22 protein-coding genes are annotated in these 22,050 nt (G+C 60.0%); 12 read left to right on the plus strand and 10 right to left on the minus strand.

What is annotated here, in order from left to right:
* Positions 1–6: 6 nt before the first annotated feature.
* Entirely contained in the window at positions 7–2,700 is a 2,694-nt protein-coding gene (locus AACX99_RS07475) for an EAL domain-containing protein (RefSeq protein ID WP_339410687.1), read from the plus strand.
* Between the two features lie 128 nt (positions 2,701–2,828).
* Here the strand turns inward: AACX99_RS07475 and AACX99_RS07480 are convergent, their stop codons facing one another.
* Positions 2,829–3,827 carry an AraC family transcriptional regulator gene (locus tag AACX99_RS07480; RefSeq protein ID WP_339410689.1) on the minus strand — a complete coding sequence of 333 codons (999 nt, stop codon included), beginning with the start codon at positions 3,825–3,827 and terminating at the stop codon, positions 2,829–2,831.
* Positions 3,828–4,187: 360 nt separating this feature from the next.
* Between AACX99_RS07480 and AACX99_RS07485 the strand changes: the two genes are divergently transcribed.
* The 4 genes from AACX99_RS07485 to trhA all read left to right on the plus strand — a co-directional run bounded on the left by AACX99_RS07485 (position 4,188) and on the right by trhA (position 9,284).
* Entirely contained in the window at positions 4,188–5,327 is a 1,140-nt protein-coding gene (locus AACX99_RS07485) for an acyl-CoA dehydrogenase family protein (RefSeq protein ID WP_339410691.1), read from the plus strand.
* Between the two features lie 326 nt (positions 5,328–5,653).
* Entirely contained in the window at positions 5,654–7,291 is a 1,638-nt protein-coding gene (locus AACX99_RS07490) for an AMP-binding protein (protein WP_339410693.1), read from the plus strand.
* A gap of 90 nt (positions 7,292–7,381) precedes the next feature.
* Positions 7,382–8,563: a CaiB/BaiF CoA transferase family protein gene (locus AACX99_RS07495; RefSeq protein WP_339410694.1), complete on the plus strand. Its 1,182-nt coding sequence runs from the start codon at positions 7,382–7,384 to the stop codon at positions 8,561–8,563.
* A gap of 103 nt (positions 8,564–8,666) precedes the next feature.
* Positions 8,667–9,284, plus strand: coding sequence for a PAQR family membrane homeostasis protein TrhA (gene trhA / locus AACX99_RS07500; protein ID WP_339410696.1), 618 nt, complete (start codon positions 8,667–8,669; stop codon positions 9,282–9,284).
* Positions 9,285–9,296: 12 nt separating this feature from the next.
* On the opposite strand, the gene AACX99_RS07505 is transcribed toward trhA, so the two are convergent.
* The 4 genes from AACX99_RS07505 to AACX99_RS07520 form a co-directional block, all read right to left on the minus strand.
* The gene (locus AACX99_RS07505; RefSeq protein ID WP_339410698.1) at positions 9,297–9,791 is read right to left on the minus strand and encodes a SprT family zinc-dependent metalloprotease; all 495 of its coding nucleotides are present in this window, start codon (positions 9,789–9,791) and stop codon (positions 9,297–9,299) included.
* Between the two features lie 63 nt (positions 9,792–9,854).
* Positions 9,855–10,517, minus strand: coding sequence for a Yip1 family protein (locus AACX99_RS07510; protein ID WP_339410700.1), 663 nt, complete (start codon positions 10,515–10,517; stop codon positions 9,855–9,857).
* A gap of 153 nt (positions 10,518–10,670) precedes the next feature.
* Entirely contained in the window at positions 10,671–11,270 is a 600-nt protein-coding gene (locus tag AACX99_RS07515) for a Yip1 family protein (RefSeq protein WP_339410702.1), read from the minus strand.
* Between the two features lie 158 nt (positions 11,271–11,428).
* On the minus strand, positions 11,429–12,031 hold the full coding sequence (locus AACX99_RS07520) for a DNA-J related domain-containing protein (protein WP_339410704.1): 603 nt from the start codon (positions 12,029–12,031) through the stop codon (positions 11,429–11,431).
* Positions 12,032–12,128: 97 nt separating this feature from the next.
* Here AACX99_RS07520 and ttcA point away from each other — a divergent pair, with 97 nt between their 5' ends.
* From ttcA to AACX99_RS07555, 7 genes are all read left to right on the plus strand, one after another.
* A complete protein-coding gene (gene ttcA / locus AACX99_RS07525; protein ID WP_339410706.1) occupies positions 12,129–12,953 on the plus strand; it encodes a tRNA 2-thiocytidine(32) synthetase TtcA in 825 nt (274 codons plus the stop codon).
* A gap of 104 nt (positions 12,954–13,057) precedes the next feature.
* Positions 13,058–13,729, plus strand: coding sequence for a DNA-3-methyladenine glycosylase I (locus tag AACX99_RS07530; protein ID WP_339410707.1), 672 nt, complete (start codon positions 13,058–13,060; stop codon positions 13,727–13,729).
* A 100-nt stretch (positions 13,730–13,829) separates the two neighbouring features.
* On the plus strand, positions 13,830–14,588 hold the full coding sequence (locus AACX99_RS07535) for an NAD-dependent deacylase (protein WP_339410709.1): 759 nt from the start codon (positions 13,830–13,832) through the stop codon (positions 14,586–14,588).
* A 76-nt stretch (positions 14,589–14,664) separates the two neighbouring features.
* Positions 14,665–15,279 (plus strand): C40 family peptidase, encoded by a 615-nt coding sequence (locus AACX99_RS07540; protein WP_339410711.1) that lies wholly within the window; start codon positions 14,665–14,667, stop codon positions 15,277–15,279.
* 159 nt (positions 15,280–15,438) lie between these two features.
* Positions 15,439–15,960: a C40 family peptidase gene (locus AACX99_RS07545; protein WP_339410713.1), complete on the plus strand. Its 522-nt coding sequence runs from the start codon at positions 15,439–15,441 to the stop codon at positions 15,958–15,960.
* A 27-nt stretch (positions 15,961–15,987) separates the two neighbouring features.
* Positions 15,988–16,650: an O-methyltransferase gene (locus AACX99_RS07550; RefSeq protein WP_339410714.1), complete on the plus strand. Its 663-nt coding sequence runs from the start codon at positions 15,988–15,990 to the stop codon at positions 16,648–16,650.
* A 6-nt stretch (positions 16,651–16,656) separates the two neighbouring features.
* On the plus strand, positions 16,657–16,977 hold the full coding sequence (locus AACX99_RS07555; protein ID WP_339410716.1) for a hypothetical protein: 321 nt from the start codon (positions 16,657–16,659) through the stop codon (positions 16,975–16,977).
* 36 nt (positions 16,978–17,013) lie between these two features.
* Here AACX99_RS07555 and AACX99_RS07560 read toward each other — a convergent pair whose 3' ends face one another.
* From AACX99_RS07560 to AACX99_RS07580, 5 genes are all read right to left on the minus strand, one after another.
* Positions 17,014–17,658: a response regulator transcription factor gene (locus AACX99_RS07560; RefSeq protein ID WP_339410718.1), complete on the minus strand. Its 645-nt coding sequence runs from the start codon at positions 17,656–17,658 to the stop codon at positions 17,014–17,016.
* A gap of 343 nt (positions 17,659–18,001) precedes the next feature.
* Positions 18,002–19,063 (minus strand): protein-glutamate methylesterase/protein-glutamine glutaminase, encoded by a 1,062-nt coding sequence (locus AACX99_RS07565; protein ID WP_339410720.1) that lies wholly within the window; start codon positions 19,061–19,063, stop codon positions 18,002–18,004.
* 10 nt (positions 19,064–19,073) lie between these two features.
* Positions 19,074–19,880, minus strand: coding sequence for a CheR family methyltransferase (locus AACX99_RS07570; protein ID WP_339410721.1), 807 nt, complete (start codon positions 19,878–19,880; stop codon positions 19,074–19,076).
* On the minus strand, positions 19,880–20,389 hold the full coding sequence (locus tag AACX99_RS07575; RefSeq protein WP_339410722.1) for a chemotaxis protein CheW: 510 nt from the start codon (positions 20,387–20,389) through the stop codon (positions 19,880–19,882). Before AACX99_RS07575 ends, AACX99_RS07570 begins: the two co-directional genes overlap by 1 nt.
* 11 nt (positions 20,390–20,400) lie before the next feature.
* Positions 20,401–22,041 carry a methyl-accepting chemotaxis protein gene (locus tag AACX99_RS07580; RefSeq protein WP_339410723.1) on the minus strand — a complete coding sequence of 547 codons (1,641 nt, stop codon included), beginning with the start codon at positions 22,039–22,041 and terminating at the stop codon, positions 20,401–20,403.
* Between the last annotated feature and the right edge of the window lie 9 nt (positions 22,042–22,050).

Raw genomic sequence — 22,050 nt, forward strand, 5'->3', positions numbered from 1 at the left:
CCATTTGTGGAGCTTCCCTTCAGGTATCAAAGGTCTACACTGCGAGCAATAAGAAAAAATAAAGTGCCATCCACTGGCCGCCGATGGAGACATCATTCCGTGCATCTGAACCGGGCGTTAAGCCTTCTGGTTGCCGTTGTAGTTGCCTGTCTGAGTCTTGAGGTTTTGGCGCAACCAGAGCCGACTGAGATCACTCCAGCGGCCAATTTTCAGTCCCATTTCCAGTACTGGGAGGACACCGCAGGCGACGCTCAGATTGATCAGGTGGTCAACCTACCGGATGATCGCTGGTCCCTGGTTGCTAATGGCAGCGCCGCCTTCGGCATTACGCAGTCGGCTTACTGGTTGCGCTTTGCCGTACGTAATCAAACCCCACTGAACCTGAACTTGATTGCCGAGCTGGGCTACTCCCAGTTGGACGACGTAGTGTTCTACGTCTATGCCGATGGCGCACCCGTCAAGGAATTGAAAACCGGTGATAGCCGGCCTTTTTATCCACGTGACGTGGATCACCCGAGCGTATTGTTACGCCTGTCCCTGGCTTCCGAAGAGATGCAGACTGTCTTTGTCCGGGTCGCGACGGCCGGGTCTATGATCGTTCCGCTACGTATCGCGCGCGAGCAGAGCTTTTTTGAAACCGCCGCCTATGAGTTGAAGCTGCATTTTTTCTACTACGGCTGCATTTTCGTCATCATCTTGATCAACCTTGCGGTGTACCTGAGCCTGCGGGAAAAGCTGTATCTCTACTACGCCCTCGCGCTCCTTGGTTATTTGCTGTTTTTTGCCTCCATCAAAGGCTTCAGCTTTCAGCACCTCTATCCCCAGTCGCCGGCACTGCACGCCAAGGTGCTGCTGGTGTCGATACCCGCCCTGGCGCTGTTTTCCCTGCTGTTCTGCCGGGAGTTTCTGAATACCCGAATTAACAGCCCGCGGCTGGATAAAGTGCTGATCGGCATGATGGTCTTCGAGCTGCTGTTCCTCTTCTCCGCACCTTTTCTCGACTATCAGCGGGGTATCCAGCTGGCCTCGTTTTCTGCGCTGTTCTTTTTCTCGCTGCTGCTGGTCGCTGGCCCGGTGGTCTGGGCGGCAGGTGTAAGGGCCGGGGCATTTTTTACCCTGGCGTGGACGCCCTTGACGATCGGGGTGCTCGCAACTGCGGGTAGGGCGCTCGGGGGCTTTCCCGAGAATTTCTTTACCGAGAACGGCATGCAGATAGGCTCTGCGCTCGAAGCTTTTATCCTGACTCTGGCGCTGGCGGACCGGCTTTATCGTGAACGGGAAGACAAGATCGCCGCCCAGGCCGCCAGCCTGCAGGAGGCGCAGTCGCGCAGTATCGCGCAGAACCTGCTTACCGAGGCCCTGACCCACGACCCGGTGAGCGGGTTGCCCAACCGCAACCGCTTTGAGTGGATGGTGGATCAGCAACTGCAGCAGGCCCCTGAGCGCCGATATATGGTGGGGCTTGCGCGGATCACACGGTTGGATGAAATCAATCGCACCCTTGGCTTGGCCAGGAGTGAATGGATAATGAAGTGTGTGGCGCAGCAGATGGTTGAGTTGGCTGCGGCTCTGCCCTTTATTCAAGCCATTCGTGATGACCAAGGCCGCGAAGAGCGGGTTTATCACCTATCGGGCGACTGTTTTTGCTTGCTGGTTGACATAGACAAGGCCGGAAACGATTTTTCAGCCCTCAACACTGCGTTGAGGCGTTTGGCCGAGCCGATATGGTTGGATCACCTGGCCATTGAACTGCAACCTAGCTTCGGCGCGGCCAGTTATCCCGAGCACGGCCAATCTGCCGCCGAGCTTATCCGCAACGCCCATGTCGGCATGGAAATCGCCCCCCGGGACGGTAACCAGACCGGCATCTATTCGCCCAAGTACGATATTTATAACGAGAGCCGCCTGACCCTGATGGCGGACCTGCGCAATGCCCTGCAGCAGAACCAGATCATGCTCTATTACCAGCCCAAGCAGGATCTCAAAACCGGGCAGATCGTCGGTGTGGAGGCCTTGATTCGTTGGCACCATGCTGAGCGGGGCTGGGTAAACCCGGCAGATTTCATACCTCTGGCCGAAGACACGGGCATGATCACCCAGCTGACCCGATGGGTCATCGGCCAGGCCACGAGAGATCTGGCGGAACTGCACAATGACAACCCCCAATTGAGCGTCGCCATTAATGTTTCCGCTCGCGATCTGGAGTCCAGCGAGCTTCGGGATGTACTGGATCTGGCTCTGCAGCAGAGTGGCCTACAGGCGCGCGCGCTAACCTTGGAAATTACCGAAACAGCCGCCATGCTCGATCCTCTGCGCAGCCTGCAGGCGCTGAATGGTCTGGCTGAACTGGGCTATCAGATATCCATCGACGATTTTGGCAGCGGCTATTCCTCCCTGTCCTACCTCAAGCAGCTGCCGGCCTCGGAACTGAAGCTGGATCGCTCGCTGATTGAGGATATCTGCATCAGTGAAAGCGCCGATGTGATTGTCGCCACTGCCATCCAGATGGCGCGCAGCCTAGGCTACCGGGTTGTGGGTGAAGGGATTGAAAACGCCGAAACGGCCCTGCGCCTAAAGGCCAATGGCTGCGACCTGCTTCAGGGATTTTGGCTGTGCAGGCCTAAGCCGATCAGCGAGCTTAAACAATGGTTGCAAGCCTTCGAGGCGGACGAGCGCGCGGTTCGGTCATCGGGTCCATAGGCTGGCGCGTTTTCGCCCTCAGGTTCTGTTAGTCCCAATCCCCAATCTTGCGCGCTGGTCCAGGGTGAAAGCGCGACAACAATTTGATAGGTATCGCGTTGCTCAACCCATCTACTATTTTGTCGATCCTAACTCTCCTGCGCTCGATAAGCGCCTGGCGTTAGCCCCGTCCATTTCTTAAACGCCCGATGAAACGCCGACGGCTCGGAAAACCCCAGTTGCTCAGCAATATCCTGAATCGCCAGCTCATCGCGTCCCAGGTGATAAATCGCCAGGTCGCGGCGCAGGTGGTCTTTCAACTCCTGAAAGCTCGAGCCTTCCTCGCGCAAGTGGCGGCGCAGGGTTTGTGGGCTCATATGCAGTTGCTGGGCGACGGCGTCCAGGTCCGGCCAGTTGCTGCAGTCGCGGCCGAGCAGGCGGCGGATTTGGCTGATCAGGCTGTCGCCGCCATCCGGGCGGGCTAGCAGGTCGGCGGGGGAGTGCTGGAGAAATTGCTTGAGTGTGCGTTCATCCTGCAGCAGCGGCATGGCCAGGTAGCGCGCGTGGAACAGCAGGCTGGTGCGTCCAGCTGTAAAGCGTCGGGTGCAGGGGAATAGCAGTTCGTATTCGCCCGCGTGGGCGGGTTGGCTATAAGTGAAGGTGGCTTCTTCCAGGCGGATGCGTTGACCGATCAGCCAGCTGCCGAGGCGATGCCAGATCACCAACAGGCTTTCCACCAGAAAATGGTCGGGGTCCCACAGGGTTGAGTCGTCCACGCTCAGGCGTGCCCAGTCGCCTTCACGCTGGATGCTGATGGCCGGGGCTTCGGGGAACAGGCTGTAGAACAGCGCGCCGCGGCCCAGGGCTTTTTCCAGTGAATGACAGTGAATGATCGCGTAACACATCATGGCGAAGGTGCCGCGTTTGCTGCGCAGGCGGCCGAAGCCCAGGTATTCGTCGTCGAGGCTTTCCCACAGCAGTTGCATAAGGCGGGCGAATTGCTCAGGGGCGATGCGTGCACGGGGCTCGTCGAGCAGCGCCGGTTGGATGCCCAGTTGGCGCAGCAGCGGCGTGCAGTCGTGGCCCTGGCGTTCGGCGCCGCGCAAGGCGGCGCGGACAAAGTGGCTGGCGATGGTGCGTTCGCGCATGACGGTTCCTAGTGGGTTAGCAGGCCGTTGAAAAATGTTGGCGAGGCAGGCAAGACAAGGCAAAAACGGCCGAAAAAGCGGAGTTAACGTGCTGTAAATGAGCATTTGATTCGCTTCGCTCCCCTCTATGGGGCCGCGCTGAAGCGCGTTCAGCCTTACGGCTGTGAGGGCGTTTTAACGCAGTATTGCCAACGCAGGTAGTTTTTCAACGGCCTGTTCGCCGATGGTAGGCAGCTGACTGCGCCGCCGACAAGCCGGTCGAGCGATTGGGTCAATCCAGGCTGAGCGCATGGGTCATTGAGGCAGCGGGGGCGTGGGGCCTAACCTGCTGCACGACTTCAGCTCAGGGAGCACAGCCGCATGCAGCGCCTTATTTTCGACACCGAACACAACATGTTCCGCGACGCGTTCGCCGCCTTTCTGAAGAAGGAAGTGGTGCCGCATCAGGACGAATGGGAAGCGGCCGGCGTGGTCAGCCGCGAGGTGTGGAAGAAGGCCGGCGACATGGGCTTTCTGCTGCCGTGGGCGGATGAGGAGTACGGCGGTGCCGGGCTCAAGGACTTCCGTTACGAGCAGATCATGTGTGAGGAACTGGCGAAGATTAATGAGCCGGGCTTTATGCTGCCGCTGCACTCGGCGCTGTGCGGCCCCTATATCGCCGAATACGGCAATGCCGAGCAGAAGGCGCGTTTTATGCCGGGCATTATCAGTGGCGAGTTGATTCTGGCGGTGGCGATGACCGAGCCAAGCGCCGGTTCCGACCTGGCAGGCATGCGCACCAGCGCGGTGGAGCAGGGCGATCACTATGTGCTCAACGGCTCCAAGGTGTTTATCTCCAACGGCTTACTGGCCGATGTGGTGATCGTCGCGGCCAAGACTGACCCGGCCAACAAGCACGCCATGGGCCTGTTTCTGGTCGAGCGCGGGATGGAAGGTTTCGAGCGCGGCAAGAACCTGGAAAAACTCGGCATGAAGAGTCAGGACACCGCCGAGCTGTTCTTCAATAACGTCAAGGTGCCCAAGGCCAACCTGCTGGGTGACGCCAAGGGCGGCTTCTTCTACCTGATGAACATGCTCGCCCAGGAGCGTCTGACCAACGCCTGTGGCGCGGTTGCCGGTGCCGAAGCGGCGCTGCAAACCACCATCGATTACGTGCGCGAGCGCAAAGCCTTCGACCGGCCGATTTCGCACTTCCAGAACACCCGTTTCAAGTTGGCGGAAATGCGCACGCAGATCGACGTGGCGCAAGTGTTTGTCGACCGCTGCGTGATGGATCACAACGAGAAGAAACTCACCCCGGAAGTGGCCGCCGAAGCCAAGCTGTTCACCACCGAGCTGCTGTGCAAGGTGGTCGATGAGGGCGTGCAGCTGCACGGCGGCTGGGGTTATATGTGGGAATACCCGATCTGCAAGATGTACGCGAACGCACGCATCCAGCGCATCTTCGCCGGCACCTCGGAGATCATGAAAGAGATCATCAGCCGCGGTATGAAGCTTTGAACAGCAGGGATTTCAACCGAGGTTAGGTATCAGTTACATGTCCTGTAGGGTGGGTTAGCCGCATGTCAGCATTGCCAGGCACTACGCCACTCAGGCTGCGGCGTAACCCACCATCGACGCAACGCGTTCTATCGCCTGGTGGGTTACGCGCCGCGCCACTATCGCATTTGGATTATCGAACAGTATTTAGCGTCGCTAACCTGCGCGGTCCGTCCCACCCTACAAAGCGCGATAGTGAATGTCCCGGGAGTTAATCGAGTGAGTACCGAGTTGCTGTTCAAACGCTAAGGTTCATCTCGGCAAAACAATAAGAACGAGGGATTGTGATGACGGATCAACTGCCCCTGGAGCGCCTGGCGCTCTGGGTTGAAAAACGTCCCGATGCGGTCTGGCTCAGCCAGCCGGTAAACGGTCAGTGGCATGACTTCACCTGGACCCAAGTGGATGACCAGGCGCGGCGCATGGCCACGGCCTTGCAAGCGCTGGGTTGCACACCGGGTGATCGAGTCGCGCTGCTGGCGAAGAACTGCGCCGAGTGGATCATCGCCGATCTGGCGATCATGCTCGCCGGGTTGATCAGCGTGCCGTTGTATCCGCTGCAGTCGGCCGAGAGCATCGACTATGTGCTGCGCCATTCGCAGTGCAAGGCGATCTTTCTCGGCAAGCTGGATGAACCGGCCAAGCTCGCGCCGGGCATCCCCGCTGAAGTCATGCGCATCGCCATGCCGTACCCGACCATCGAGGCCAACCACGGCTGGCATGCCTTAGTGGCTGCGCATCAGCCGTTACGCGATGGCCACACGCAGTCTCCGGATGAACTGCTGAGCATCCTCTACACCTCAGGCACTACCGGGCAGCCTAAAGGTGTAATGCTCTCGGCCAAGGCTTTTGCGATTGCCGGCGGGCGTTCGGTAAAGGAGCTGCAGATTACCGAGCAGGATCAGTATTTCTCCTACCTGCCGCTGTCCCACGCCGCCGAGCGCTTTCTGGTGGAGATGAATGCCCTGTACAGCGGCGGGCGGGTGGCCTTTGTCGAGTCGTTGGAGACCTTTGCCAGTGATCTGCGCCATGTGCGGCCGACCGTATTCTTCTCCGTGCCGCGCCTGTGGACGCGCTTTCAGCAGGGCGTGCTGGAAAAACTGCCGCAGCCCAAGCTGGCGCGGCTGCTGAGTATTCCGCTGATCGGCGGCCTGGTCGCGCGCAAGATTCGCAAAGGTTTGGGGCTGGACCGGGCGCGCATTCTGGTCAGCGGCGCAGCGGCGATTCCGCGTGCATTGCTCGACTGGTATCAGAGCATCGGCATCACCATCTGCGAGGGCTACGGCATGACCGAGCATCTGGCCTATGGCTGTTTCAACCGGCCGGGGCAGGTGCGCTTTGGCACGGTGGGCCGGCCGATGCCGGGTAATGAATTGCGCATCGCTGAGAATGGCGAAATTCTCCTGCGCTGTCCGAGCCTGATGCTGGGCTACTACCAGGACCCGGAGAAAACCGCCCAAACCATCAGCGATGGCTGGCTGCACACCGGTGACAAGGGCGAGGTGGATGCGGCCGGTTACCTGAAAATCACCGGGCGGGTGAAGGATATCTTCAAGACCAGCAAGGGCAAGTACATCGCCCCAGCGCCGATTGAAGGCGAGATCGCCAAGAACCTCTGGGTCGAGCAGGTGTGCCTGATGGGCAGCAATCTGGATCAGCCCCTGGCCCTGATCGAACTGTCGCCGGCGGCCCGCGAGCACGCCCGTGAACAGGTGGCGGCTGATCTTGCGCAGACTTTTCAGCAGCTTAATGCCCAGCTTGAAGCTCACGAACGCCTTAGTCACTTTGTGCTGGTGTCCGAGGCCTGGACCGTGGATAACGGCTGCATGACCCCAACCATGAAAATCCGCCGAAACGTGCTGGAAACGCGCTTTGCCGACCAATTAAATGAGCTGGATGCCAGACAGCCGCTGCATTGGCAGTGAGCGCTGGGTAGCCCGGATGTAATCCGGGAATCTGTTGATATTCCCCGGATTGCATCCGGGCTACGGGATTGAGTTCCCAGAGGAGCTGTTATGCAAGGCCCGCTGTCGTCACTGAAAGTGCTGGATTTCTCCACCCTGTTGCCCGGGCCGTTTGCCTCTTTACTGCTGGCCGATATGGGCGCCGAAGTGCTGCGGGTTGAGTCGCCTTCACGTATGGATCTGGTGCGTGTACTGCCGCCTCACGATGGCGGCGTGTCGGCCAGCCACGCCTATCTCAACCGCAACAAGCGCTGTATCGCCCTGGACCTGAAACAGCCCGAGGCGGTGGAAATGGTCAAGCAGCTGGTGGCCGAGTACGACATCGTCTTGGAGCAATTCCGTCCTGGAGTGATGGACAAGCTCGGCGTGGGCTACGAGGCGCTGAAGGCAATCAACCCGAAGCTGATCTATGTGTCGATCACCGGCTACGGCCAGAGCGGCCCGTACAAGGACCGCGCCGGGCACGACATCAACTACCTGGCCCTGGCCGGTATCGCCAGTTACACCGGTCGACGCGATACCGGGCCGTTGCCACTGGGGATTCAGGCGGCGGATATCGCCGGCGGCTCGCTGCATGGGGTAATCGGCCTGCTCGCAGCGGTGATTCAACGCCAGGCCACCGGGCAGGGCCAGCAGGTGGATATCAGCATGACCGACTGCGCCTTCAGCCTGCACGGTATGGCCGGCGCGGGCTATCTGGCGGCGGGCGTAGAGCCAGCGATGGAAAACCAGGCGCTCAATGGCGGCAGCTTCTACGACTACTACCGCACCCGCGACGGCCGCTGGTTCTCGGTCGGCAGTCTGGAACCGCAATTTATGCAGCAGTTCTGTGCCGCTATCGGCCGCCCGGAGCTGGCGGCGCGTGGACTTTCGCAGAAGCCTGAGGATCAGCAGGCGCTCAAGCGTGAGATTGAAATCGAGTTCGAGAAACGCGATTTCGCCGAGTGGGGCCAGGTATTCGCCGGGCTGGATGCCTGCGTGGAGCCGATGCTCAACCTCAGCGAGGCAGTCGAACACCCGCAGATTAAGGCCCGTGGCCTGGTCACCGAAGTGCCGCGTGCAGGCAACGCGCCGCAGACGCAGATCGCCTGCCCGATCAAATTCTCCAGCGGCTTGCCCGCGCCCCGGCATATCGGCGCAACCCTGGGCGCGCATACCAGCGAAGTGCTGACGGAGCTGGGCTACAGCGCCGAGCAGATCGCCCAGTTCAAGGCGGCCAAAGTCGTAGCTTGAGGCAGTTGGCGAGTCCTCCTTGCAAGGGCCACTCGTCAAACGCTGATTTTTCCGGCATAAGCCTGGGGCATTCGAGCCAGCTGACTGTTCGGGAACGAAAAATATGTATCACGGGGAACGCTTCAACGCCTGGACCCATCTGGTCGGGGCGGTTCTGGCCTGCGCGGGGGCGGTATGGCTATTGGTGCTGGCGAGCCTGGATGGCGAGCTGCGCAAGATCATCAGTGTGGCGATCTATGGTCTGACGCTGGTGCTGCTTTACAGCATCTCGACGCTGTATCACAGCGTGCAGGGCCGGGCGAAGGTGGTGATGCGCAAGCTCGATCACCTGTCGATTTACCTGCTGATTGCTGGCAGCTATACGCCGTTCTGCCTGGTGACCCTCGAGGGCACGTGGGGCTGGACGTTGTTTGGCATCGTCTGGACGCTGGGCATCATCGGCATGCTGCAGGAGATCAAGCCGCGTTCCGAGGCGCGCGTGCTGTCGATTGTGATCTACGCGGTGATGGGCTGGATTGTGCTGGTCGCGGTCAAACCGCTGATTGCCGCGCTGGGCATGGCAGGTTTTATCTGGCTGGCCGGCGGCGGGGTGCTATACACCGTGGGCATCATCTTCTTTGCCTATGACAGCCGCTTTCGTCACTGGCATGGCATTTGGCACCTGTTCGTCATGGGCGGCAGCCTAATGCATTTTGTCGCGGTATTGCGTTACGTCCTGTAATTCAAACGGGGGTTATTCGACGCGCTGTTCGCCGGTATAGCTCAAGGTTACCTTGCAACGCCGGCAGTAGTAGCGCCGACCTTTGCTGACCAGGGAATGGCGTTGGGCCGAGAAGGGATATTCTCCCTGGGGGCAGCTGCAACGGTAGATATAGCGGCTGACCGTGCGCCGCTGCACGGCATAGCTGTGGCAGCGACTGGGTGGCAGCTCATACACGCCGCGCATAATCAGCTGCCATTCCTCACCATGGGGCTGAATCTTCAGGCCGAACAGCTGATGGGCAATCAGGTGCGCCACTTCGTGGGGCACGGTCTGCTTGAGAAAGTCTTCGCGGTTTTCCCGGTACAGCTGCGGGTTGAAGCGCAGCTTGTTTTCCGTCAGGTGTGCCACGCCAGCTTTCTGCCCACGCAGCTTGAAGCTCACCTCGGCGCGGGCAAAGGATCGCTTAAAGAAAGCTTCGGCTTGTTGATAACAAGCCTCGACACGGGCGTGGAGTTGTTCGGGCATGGCTAAAGGTGCTGAAAATCACGGGGTGGCGATTATGCCGCAAGCGTGGTTTCCGTGCAGGCATCACTCGCGGCTAGGCTCCAGCACACGTTCTTCTTGGGAACTGTAGCCTTGGTCTTGTTGCACGCTGCGCTCGTAAGTTGGCTCGAGTGTGTAGGTCCAGAACAGGATCATGCTGACCATGATGGTGACCACTACGAGCAAAGCAATAGCCCAGGTCGATGCCGCGTAGAGAAAGCCCTGGTAGTGGCTGATGCGCATAAAACGTGGCAGACCGCTGTAAAGCAGGTAGCTGGCAAGCGCACCGGCAATCAGCAGGACCGTAATGGCCACCCAGCGGCTTGGATAGAGCGCCCCGAGTCCGGCAAGAAAGAAGGGCGTGCAGGTATAGGCCATAAAACCGATGCACTGGTTGAGCGTTGGCCTGGCGTCGAAGGTGCGCGACATCCAACGCAGGAAAAATCCCATGATGGCGGTGCCGATGATAATCGACAGATAAAGCAGCACACTTAGCTGTAAGGCACTGGGCATGTCCAAACGTACACGTTCCCGGTCCACCAGGCTCCATCCGACCCAATAGGTGCCGATAAACATGCATACCGCGGGCAGTAGGCTGAACAGCAACAGATAGGGGAGGTAACTTTTACTGTTGTGTTCTTCATCTTGGCGAATGGCCGCCCAGGCTTGGTCGGGGCGTGTGATCAGGGCGTAGAAATTCGCAAACATGGGGACCACCATCTGTCACCGGCGCGGCCTTTCCGCTGCCTCACAGAGTTTTGGAACCAGCATCTCCCCTTGGGGTTCAACCAAAATGCCAGCGCCCCCTAGCCACCATTGAAAAGGCCGCCCGTAGGCGGCCTGATGATCATTGCCACGCTTTTAGCTGGTGTAAACCGGTCCAACTCCAAAGCCCCAAAGAATTACCGAGCTGGCAATCATCGCAACCAGTACCACCAGCCCCACTGCCAGTACCGAGCTGGAGAACATAAAGCCTTCATCCTCGGGTATGCCCATAAAGGTCGGTATCCCGACATAGAGCAGGTATACCGTGTAACAAATGGCCGCCGTGCCCACCACCATGGCCAGCCACAGATGTGGATAGAGTGCTGCCAGCCCGCCGATAAACAGCGGTGTTGCGGTATACGCGGCAAATACCACGCACTGGGTCAGATTTGGACTGGCGTCGTAGGTGCGCGCCATCCAGTGGATAAAGGCTCCCATCACTGCTACGCCGACAAGCATTGCCAGGTAGGTCATGACGGTCATTTGTAGTGCACTGGCCTCGGTTAGCATCACCGGCGCTCGACTACCAATGGCCCAGCCAACCTGGGTGGTGCCAATGTAGGCCGAGACAGCGGGGATGGCCGCAAGAATCAGAATATGAGTGAGGTACATGTGGCTGATGCTTTCTTCTTCGCCACGGATTTCCTGCCATTCCTGGTCGGGATGGGTAAATAGCCCCAAAACATGATGGATCATGTCAGATCTCCTGTTGTTATAGCGGCCGTCCCCCAGTACAGCGCCTGAACCGCATGCACAGCGTTATCAGGTGCGTTACCAAACCTATGCGACCGTATGTCGCAGTATAGGCAGCCATTAATGAGGGAAAAGGCAGGGCGTTAGAGCAAATTGGACTCTCAAGCGCGGCCGTAATAGCGTTCGAGGATTTCCATGGCCTTGTTGATTGACTGCAGGCGCGCCGTGTTGCCGCCGCGATCGGGGTGATGGAGGCTCACCAGTTGTCGGTAGCGGTGCTTGATAGTGGCGAGATTGAGCGTCTGCTCGCATCCTTCAAGTTCGAACAGTTCCAGCGCTGCCTGTTTGTCTTCGCTGCCATGCATGCGCGTCCAGAAGCTAAGCAGCAGTTTGGCCACATCCTGTTCGTCGGTGTCGTTGAGCTGGCTCAGGTCGAGGTAATAGTCGCGTAGCGGGTCGTGTTCGCTCAGTTCCGCGCTGCCGGGTTGATAGGGCAGCAGCTGGATATTCAGTGCGCTGATCTGCAGATAACCGCTCTGCGCCGCCCACAGCCTTTCACGCAGGCGATAGAGGGCATTGAATAGCAGAAAATGAGTGCGAAACAGCGCCAGCTTGTCGGTCAGCGGCAGATTGGGGATATGCACGCACTGGCGGGCTTTGAGTAGCTGGATCAATTGATACTCGCCCAAACCCTCAGGGGCAGCGCGCAGCAGCTGATGCAGTTGTTCGGGCAGGTCGAGGCCCGGATCGAAGTCGTCGTTCATCGGCGCAGCCTAGCATTTCACTTTGATTGGGGTAGGGCGCGTCACGCTTTCTGGGTAAAATGCCGCACTTTTCGTAGCCTCCGGATTCCAGCGCACCATGGGCACCCTCTCGGTCAATCAGAACAAACTGCAAAAACGCTTGCGTCGTCAGGCTGGCGAAGCCGTTGCCGACTTCAACATGATCGAGGATGGCGACAAGGTCATGGTCTGCCTGTCCGGCGGAAAGGACAGCTACACCATGCTCGACGTGCTGCTGCACCTGCAGAAGGTTGCGCCGATCAAGTTCGAGATCGTTGCGGTGAACATGGACCAGAAGCAGCCAGGCTTCCCCGAGCACGTGCTGCCGGCTTATCTGGAGTCCATCGGTGTGCCGTACCACATCGTCGAGAAGGACACCTACTCGGTGGTCAAGGAGAAGATCCCGGAAGGCAAGACCACCTGTTCGCTGTGTTCACGCCTGCGTCGCGGCACCTTGTACACCTTTGCCGATGAGATCGGTGCGACCAAGATGGCCCTGGGGCATCACCGCGATGACATCCTGGAAACCTTCTTCCTCAATATGTTCTACGGTGGCACCCTCAAGGCCATGCCGCCCAAGCTGCGTGCCGACGACGGCCGTAACGTGGTGATTCGTCCGCTGGCCTACTGTAACGAGGCGGATATTGAGGCTTACAGCCAGCTCAAGGAATTCCCGATCATCCCGTGCAACCTTTGCGGCTCTCAGGAAAACCTGCAGCGCCAGGTGGTCAAGGAAATGCTCCAGGACTGGGAGCGCAAATCGCCGGGGCGCACCGAGATCATGTTCCGCGCCCTGCAGAACGTGGTGCCATCGCAGCTGGCTGACCGCAACCTGTTCGACTTCAAGAGCCTGAAAATCGATAACAGCGCTACGCCGCGCTTTCTCGATGTAATGAACCTCTGACGTAGGGTGGATGACGCTTTATCCATCCACCGTTTCGCGGACGTCCAGGTGGACGAGAAAAGCGTCGTCCACCCTACCGTTCACCGCCCTGCAAGGACTGCCCGATGCGCGATTACAAATGGCTTAACGAGTACTGCCTGAATCGCTTCGGCTCGGCCGCCGCGCTGGAGTCGATCCTGCCGCAGCCGAGCAGCCCTGAGGAGTTGCGCGCGATCAGTGATGATCGCTACCTGTCGGTGCTTAGCCTGCGGATCTTTCGCGCTGGCCTCAAACACAGCCTGGTGGATGCCAAGTGGCCGGCTTTCGAGGAGGTGTTCTTCGGCTTTGATCCGGAGAAAGTCGTGCTAATGGGCGCTGAACGTCTGGAAAGCCTGATGCAGGATGCGCGCATCATCCGTCACCTGGGCAAGCTCAAGAGCGTGCCGCGCAACGCCCAGTTCATTCTTGACGTGCGCCAGGAGAAGGGCAGTTTCGGCGCCCTGATTGCCGATTGGCCGATAACCGACATTGTTGGTCTGTGGAAATTCCTGGCCAAGCAGGGCAGTCAGCTCGGCGGCTTGTCTGCACCGCGCTTCCTGCGCATGGTCGGCAAGGACACCTTTATTCCCAGTGACGATATGGTCGCTGCGCTCAAAGCGCAGAAAATCATCGACAAGCCACCGACCAGCCAGAAAGACCGAGTGGCAGTGCAGGCTGCGTTCAATCAGTGGCATGCCGAAAGTGGCCGGCCACTGTGTCAGCTATCGGTGATGCTGGCGCATACGGTCAACCACTGAGCAGGTGGGTGGGAGTAGGGTGGATGATGCTTTCCATCCACCATGGCGATGTTGCGGTGGACGAAAAGAGCGTCGTCCACCCTACGCATGAGGGTTCGAGATGGACGAGATCATTACCCGCGTTGCCCAGACAATCAAACAGGCTGAGCGCATTCTGCTGATCACCGGTGCAGGGTTGTCCGCCGACTCCGGTTTGCCCACCTATCGCGGCCTCGGCGGCTTGTATAACGGCCACACCGCCGAAGGCTTGCCGATTGAGCAGGCGTTGTCCGGTCCTATGCTGCAATGCGATCCAGCACTGTGCTGGAAATACCTGGCGGAGCTGGGCAGGGCCTGCCTGGGCGCGCAGGCCAATGCCGGGCATTTCGCTATCGCCGAGTTACAGCGCAAGAAGTCGCAGTGCTGGCTACTGACTCAGAATATTGATGGTTACCACCGCGCAGCGGGCAGCCCGATGGGGCGGGTGATCGAAATTCACGGCGAGTTGGCCCCGTTGTATTGCCAGTCCTGTGGCGCTGTCGACGCCGAGCTGGCTGAGCATCTCGAGCGGCCGCTGCCGCCCCGATGCGCGCAATGCGCTGGAGTGCTGCGCCCGCCGGTGGTGCTGTTCGAGGAAATGCTCCCCGAGCGAGCTATCGATACGCTCTACACCGAGGTACGCAAAGGCTTTGAGGTGGTGATCAGCATCGGCACCAGTGCGAGCTTTCCGTATATCGTTGAGCCGCTGCTGCGTACCCGTCAGGCGGGTGGCTTTACCGTGGAGATCAACCCGCAGCGCACCGACTTGAGCGGCCGGGTGGCTGTGCATATACAGGGGCGGGCGTTAGATGTTTTACCGGAACTACTGAGTCACATTTAGAGCCATAGAATTTGCAAATGCATGTCATAGAGGGCATAGTCGCGCTCTTGTGAAATTCATCGACACGGTCGTGCCCATGCTAAAACGCCTCGCACCCCTCGTGCCCATCGCACTCTCCCTGGTTTTGGCTGCCTGCGCCAACCATGGCCCACAGCCGGAGCTGGCAAACCAGCCTGCAGTGTTCTCCTCGACAGACCTTGCCGAGTTCGACGAACAAGCCAAAGAAGCGGCTCTGGGCGACTTCTCTGAAGACAAATCCTACAAACTGCCGCAGCTGGCTGACAGCATTCTGACTCATGGTCTGTCGCTGGTGGGCACCCGTTATCGTTATGGTGGCAGCTCGGTGAAGTCGGGCTTCGATTGCAGCGGCTTTATCGGTTATCTGTTCAAGGAAGAGCTGGGCATGAAACTGCCGCGCTCGTCCCGCGACATGATCAATATCGATGCTCCGCTGGTGTCGCGTGACGAGTTGGAGCCGGGCGATCTGTTGTTCTTCAGCACCAATGGCCGAAATCGTGTCAGTCATGCCGGCATCTACATGGGCGATAACCAGTTTATCCACTCCAGCAGCAGCCGCAGCGGTGGTGTGCGAGTTGATAGCCTGGATGATCGCTACTGGTCACGTACCTTTATCGAAGCCAAACGAGCCTTGGCGCTGGCTCCGAGCGAGTCGGTCGTGCGTCACCCCTGAGCCTATCAGCGGCGACTGAATCTGTTCGGTCGCTGCGATTAACGGATACTTCAGGCGCATCTCGATAGTTTTCAATAGCCTGCCAAGCAAAGCTAAAGCTTGCACTAGGATGTGCAAGCCGGCAGAGTAGGGCGCATCCCGGCTCAGGATCGCTCGTCCATGACCGCTATCGTCCGTTTCAGCCTGCTGGTACTTGTCGCGCTGCTTAGCGCTTGCTCCAGTCGCGCCCCCGCTCCAACTCCACAACCTGTGCATGCGCCAATCGGCGGCTTTAACGGCAATGCTGAGGATGTGCTGTTTCGCGCCCTAGGCTTGGTTGGTACACCCTATCGCTATGGCGGCAATACCCCGGACGGCGGCTTTGATTGCAGTGGCCTGATTGGCTACGTCTACCGTGATGCGGCGGGCATCAGCCTGCCGCGCTCGACCCGTGAACTGATCAGCATGCGTGCTCCAACTGTCGGTCGCGACCGCCTGCAAAGTGGTGATCTGGTGTTTTTCGCCACCAATGGCGGCAGCCAGGTCAGTCACGCCGGTATCTATGTCGGCGATGATCGTTTTGTGCATGCGCCGTCCAGCGGTGGCACCGTACGCCTGGACAGCCTGAGTAATACGTATTGGCAGCGCACCTACCTGAACGCCAAGCGCGTATTCACCCCGGAACTGGCGCGCAATCCCTGACAGTTTTGGTTTGCAGAGGGAGTAGGCATGACCAATCGAACGCTTAATCTCGATTCAGACCTGTACCAATATCTGCTGGATGTCTCCCTGCGTGAAACACCGCTGCTCAAACGTCTGCGTGAGGAAACCGCGCAGCTGAGTATGGCGCGTTGGCAGATTGCCCCCGAGCAGGGTCAGTTTATGGCCTTGCTGGTGCAGCTGACGGGCGCGCGGCGGATTGTTGAGGTCGGCACCTTTACCGGCTACAGCGCCATCTGCATGGCCCAGGCCATGCCTGAGGGGGGGCGGCTGATCTGCTGTGATATTCCCGGCGAATACAACGCCACGGCTGAGCGTTACTGGCGCGAAGCGGGGCTGAATGGGTGCATCGAACAGCGTTTGGCGCCTGCGCTACAGACCCTGGCGGAGCTAGAGGCTGAGGGGTTGGCTGGCAGTATCGATCTGCTGTTTATCGACGCGGATAAGGCCAACTATCCGGCCTATCTGGAACATGCCCTGCGTCTGGTGCGCCAAGGGGGGCTGATTCTGTTCGATAACACCCTGTGGAGCGGGCGTGTGCTTGAGGAAAACCCCGAAAGCGCCGATACCCGAGCGATTCAGGCGCTCAACCTGGCGCTGCGTGACGATCCGCGCATCGACCTGTCCCTGTTGCCATTGGGCGATGGCCTGAGCCTATGCCGTAAGCGCTGAGCCCGTATGCCCGAGCCAATTCGTCTACCCGAGCAACCCGCTGTCTGCGAGCTCTGCGCCCGCGCGGCTGTTTTGACACGTCATCACCTGATCCCCAAGGCGCTGCACAACAAGGTCTATGTGCAGAAACGCTTCGGCAAAACTGAGCGTATCAGCGCCACGCTCTGGGTCTGCCGCGCCTGTCACAACCAGATCCACCGCTTGTTCAGCGAAAAGGAACTGGCGCTGACCTACAACAATCGCGACAGCCTGCTCAGTGATGAACGTTTGCGTACCTTTGTCGAGTGGTTGGCGAGCAAGCCTGCCGGTTTCAACCCGCGGCATTGAACTTCTGCGCGCAGTCATCGCTGCTGTCGCACGCGTTCAGTCGTCCAGGTGGATGATTCCGGCCCGTACGGCATAGATAACCAAGCTGGGGAGGTCATTGATCTGCAGGCGCTTCATGATTTGCGCGCGGTGCGCCTCGACGGTTTTCACGCTCAGTTCCAGCCCTTCGGCGATTGCCCGGGTGGAGACGCCACGACTGATAAGCCGCAATATCTCGATCTGCCGTTGAGTCAGCGCGTGTTCATGCGACGCCTGTGTGCGCGACAGGGCCTGCGCGATCACCGGTTGGGCGATAGCGGAGCTTAGATAGCGTTCGCCACGGTCGATCGCGTTAAGCGCCATATGCAGTTCGGAGATGGCGGCATCCTTGAGCAGATAACCGTGGGCGCCTGCTCCAAGTGCGGCGAGCACGACCTGGGCTTGCGAGTGCATCGAAAGCATCAATACCCGCGAATCTGGCGCGACGCTTTGCAGATCCTGTAACGCGTCGATTCCGCTGGTGCCATCCAACGAGACGTCCAGCAGGATGATATTGGGCTGCAGCTCCTCGGCTAGGGTAATCGCGTGTTGGGCATTCTGCGCTTCACCGACTATTTCGTAATCGGGCAGGTCGTGGATCATCGCCCTGACGCCCGCACGAATCAGCGCATGGTCGTCGACCAACAGCAGCCGACAGCTCATCCGTCGGCTCCTGTCGCGGTACGTTGTTCTTCGGTAGCGGTGACTTTATTGATGGCGGTGTGCGCGGCTGCTCGATAGGTTTGGCAACCTTGCCACGCAGCGACCATCGGTAGCGGTCGAGTCATGGTTCGCCTATTTGCTGCGATGGATCTATTGAAAGTGAGTGGCTTGGGCCATAAAGGTTCGACTGGATTTTCTGTGGCGGGATGCGCTGAGAGGCATCGACTGCTGACACAGCACTACGTGGCTTGAGTGCCACCCGGCTGCTTGTGAGAAAGCGTTTTGCGGTGTTTTTGCTTGTTACCCTGGCATATAGCACGAGTAGCACCTGCCTCCCTGCGGCTTAACAACGCGCGTACTGCACGATCAACTTAGGCAGATTATTCAGGGATTCGCAAGTTTGCGCCGCATTCATGCGTAGCGCTTCTTTGGGCATACCGAACACCACGCAGCTGGCTTCGTCCTGGGCGACGGTCCTGGAACCGGCCTCGCGCATGGCCAGCAAGCCGCGGGCGCCGTCGTCACCCATGCCGGTCATGATCACCCCAAGCGCATTTTGGCCGGCGTGCTTGGCCACGGAGCGGAACAGCACGTCCACCGATGGCTTGTGCCGGTTTACCGGAGGACCGTCGAGTACCTCGACGAAATACTGCGCGCCACTGCGCTTGAGCTGCATATGCCGACCGCCGGGGGCGACCAGCGCCAGGCCGGACCGGACCCGGTCCATGTGCCGCGCCTCGCGCACTTCGATGGCACAGACCTGGTTCAGCCGCTGGGCGAAGGCCGCGGTAAATTTCTCCGGCATGTGCTGGACGATGACGATACCGGGGCAATCCACCGGCAACTGGCGCAGCACCACTTCCAGGGCCTGGGTGCCGCCGGTGGACGTGCCGAGGGCCACCACCCGGTCGGTGGTGGAGATCAAAATCGGTGCTGACGACGCTTCCGTCGTACGGGGCGTTTCGCGCGCTGGTGGCGCCGCGCCGCTTCGCGCCGGCATCGCGTGGGGATGGCTGCGTGCGGCGATTTCAATCTGCTTGATCAGCTCGCCCGAGAGCTGTTGCAGGCTCTCCTTGAGGCCGACCTTGGCTTTGGTGAAGACGCCAACAGCGCCCGCCGCCAGCGCTTCGAGGGTGATGGCCGCGCCCGCTTCGGTCAGCGTGGAGCAGATGATCGCGGGGGTCGGGTGCTCGGCCATGATCTTGCGCAGGAAGGTGATGCCGTCCATGCGCGGCATTTCCACGTCGAGCACCAGCACGTCGGGCCAGCGCTTGTGCATTTTTTCCAGGGCAAAGATGGGATCGGCCGCCTGGCCGATCACCTCGATGCTGGGGTGATTGGCCAGGCAGGCTGTCAGCACCTGGCGCACCAGTGCCGAGTCATCGACGATAAAAACCTTGATCATGCCGAATCCTTCATAAGCGTTCGAATACGGATGGGCGTACGTTACGCAGCGGCAGGTTCAGGCCATGCAGACTTTCCGCATGGCCGATGAATAACAGGCCGCCTGGACGCAAGCGTTCAACCAGGCGGGTGACAATTGCCCGCTTCTCGTCGGCGGCGAAGTAGATCAGCACATTGCGCAGGAAGATCACATCGAACGGGCCGAGCTCCTGGGGCAGCGGCCGGGTCAGGTTGACCTCGGCGAAGCTCACCCGCTGGCGCAACGGCTGTCCGACGCGAAACAGCCCATCGCTGTCGCCGATGCCGCGCAAACAGTGGCGCTCTAGCCAGCCGGGGGGAAATTTCTGCGCCTGTTCGAGTTTGTAGGTGCCCTGACGCGCCTGGTTCAGCACGCGGCGGCTCAGGTCGCTGGCAAAGATCGACCAGTCGCCCTTGGCCCGCTCGCAGGCGGTCATGGCCATGCTGTAGGCCTCTTCCCCCGATGAGCTGGCCGCGCTCCAGAGTTTCAGCGGGCCGCGCTGCTGCGCCAGCCAGTCGCCGAGCACCTGGAAATGCTGCGGCTCGCGAAAGAAATAGGTTTCGTTGGTGGTCAGCAGGTCAATGACCTTGCGTCGCTCTTCCTGTTGCTGCGGGTCTTCCAGCAGGCGCAGGTAGTCGGCATAGCTGGTCAGCTCCAGGCTGCGCAGGCGACACATCAGGCGGCCGGCCATCAGCGTGCGCTTCTGCTCGGCCATGACGATTCCGGACGCCTCCTGCATCATCTGCTGGAGGCGGCGGAAATCGTGGTCGCTGAGTTTGGGCAGGTTGCTAGCCGGCATCAGCCAGCCTGCTGGGCCAGGCTCAACTGGCGAATATCATCCAATGAAAGCACCCGGCGCACGTCGAGAATGATGGTAAAGCCGCGGTCGTCGCGGGCCATGCCGGAGATGAAGTCGGTGCGCAAGCCTGCGCCGAACGGCGGAGCTGGTTCGACCTCGTCCGCGTCGATATCCAGCACCGCGTCCACCGCATCGACCACCAGGCCGATGCGCTGTACCTGATCATCCAGCGGCAGCTCGATGATCACGATGCAGGTGCGCTTGCCCGGCTCGGTCAGCTCCAGGCCGAAGCGTGCCGCCAGGTCGAGTACCGGCACCACGTTGCCGCGCAGGTTGATGACCCCGTGGATAAAGCTCGGCATCATCGGCACCGTGGTGATCTGCCCGTATTCGATGATCTCGCGGATCAGTTCGATGGGCAGGGCGAAGCGCTCCTTGCGCACCCGAAACGACAGGTGCTGGATGCTGCCGGGGGCGATTTCCGCCAACAGCGCGTGTTGTGAGTTCATGGCGGTCGGCCTCAATTGAAACTGACAAATTGGCCTTCATCTGCAAGCGCCGGAGTCGCCTTGCGGGCAACTTCGCGGTGCAACGGACGGACGTTGTTCGGCCGCGGTTCGACGCGCTGGGTTTTGCCGGCCGGGGCGTTGTCCAGGCGGAAGTAGCTGATCAGTTCCTGCAACTGGCTGGCCTGGGCGTTCATCTCTTCGGAGGTGGCTGCCAGTTCCTCGGAGGCCGAGGCGTTCTGCTGGGTGATCTGGTTCATCTGACCCATGGCGATGTTGATCTGGCTGGCGCCCGTGCTCTGCTCCTGGGAAGCCGCGGTGATCTCCTGAACCAGGTCCGAGGTCTTCTGGATGTTCGGTACGATTTCATCGAGCAGGCGTCCGGCCTGTTCGGCCAGTTGCACGCTGTTGCTCGCCACGCCGCCGATTTCCTGGGCGGCTACCTGGCTGCGTTCGGCCAGCTTGCGCACTTCGGCAGCCACCACGGCGAAGCCTTTGCCATGGTCGCCGGCACGGGCGGCTTCGATGGCGGCGTTCAGGGCCAGCAGGTTGGTCTGGTAGGCGATGTCGTCGATGATGCCGATCTTGTCAGCGATCTGCTTCATCGCCACGACCATTTCACGTACGGCGCGGCCGCCTTCGACGGCGTCGTTGGCCGCTTTGCCGGCAATGCCGTCGGTGATCTGTGCGCTTTCGGTGTTCTGCGAGATAGAGGCGGACATCTGCTCCACCGATGCGGTGGTTTCTTCGACGCTGGCGGCTTGTTCGGTCGAGGCCTGGCTCAACGATTGCGAGGTGGCGCTGACTTCTTCGGAGGCCGACGATAAGGAATCGGCAGCGCTGCGCACATCCCCCATGACGCTGCGCAGGCGCTCGGTCATGTTCTGCATCGAGGCAAGCAGCTTGCCGGTTTCATCACGGCTGTCGACCTCGACCTGTACGCTGAGGTCGCCGGCAGCCAGGCTGTCGGCCACGGCAACGGCGCGGTTGAGCGGACGAACGATGCTACGGGTGACAAAGATGCCGATGGCAAAACCAAGCAACGCGGCGATCACCACCAGGCCGATCATCTGGGTGCGCGAGTTGAGGTAGATGCTGGTGATTTCATCACTGGCTGTGCTGGCGCTTTTGCGGCGGTATTCCACCACGTCGCTGAGCAGGTCATCGACCACCTTGCCGCGTTGCATGAGTGCTGGCATCAGGTCGCTGACCGCGGTGCGTTCGACGAGCTGACCGCTGCCGAGGTGCATGCTGAGTACCTGCTCAAGCACCTGGTTGTACTGCTGCATGGGTTCGGCGAGCTTGCCGATCACGGCGCGACCTTCGTCGGTGGTGAAGCTCGCCGTTGCCTGCTCGACCAGGGCTGTAGTGTCCGCCATCGCTTTGCGACTGGCCTGCGCGGCCGCATCGCGTTCTTCAACGGTGCTGGCGAGCAGCGAGCTGCGCAGCGCCCGGCCGGCGATGATCAGGGTGTAATTGGCATTCTGGATGGTATTCAGGCCAACCAGGTCGCGTTCATACATGTCGTTGGACAGGTCGTTGACGTGGGACAGGTTGCGGATGCCGATCAGGCCTACCGCGATGGTCAGGATAACCACCAGGGTAAAGCCGGCAATTAGGCGTACGCCGATCTTCATGTTTCGAATGAATTGCATGGTGGTTCT

Origin of the sequence: Pseudomonas sp. EA_35y_Pfl2_R5 (genome assembly GCF_963970805.1) — a bacterium.
GTDB lineage: Bacteria > Pseudomonadota > Gammaproteobacteria > Pseudomonadales > Pseudomonadaceae > Aquipseudomonas.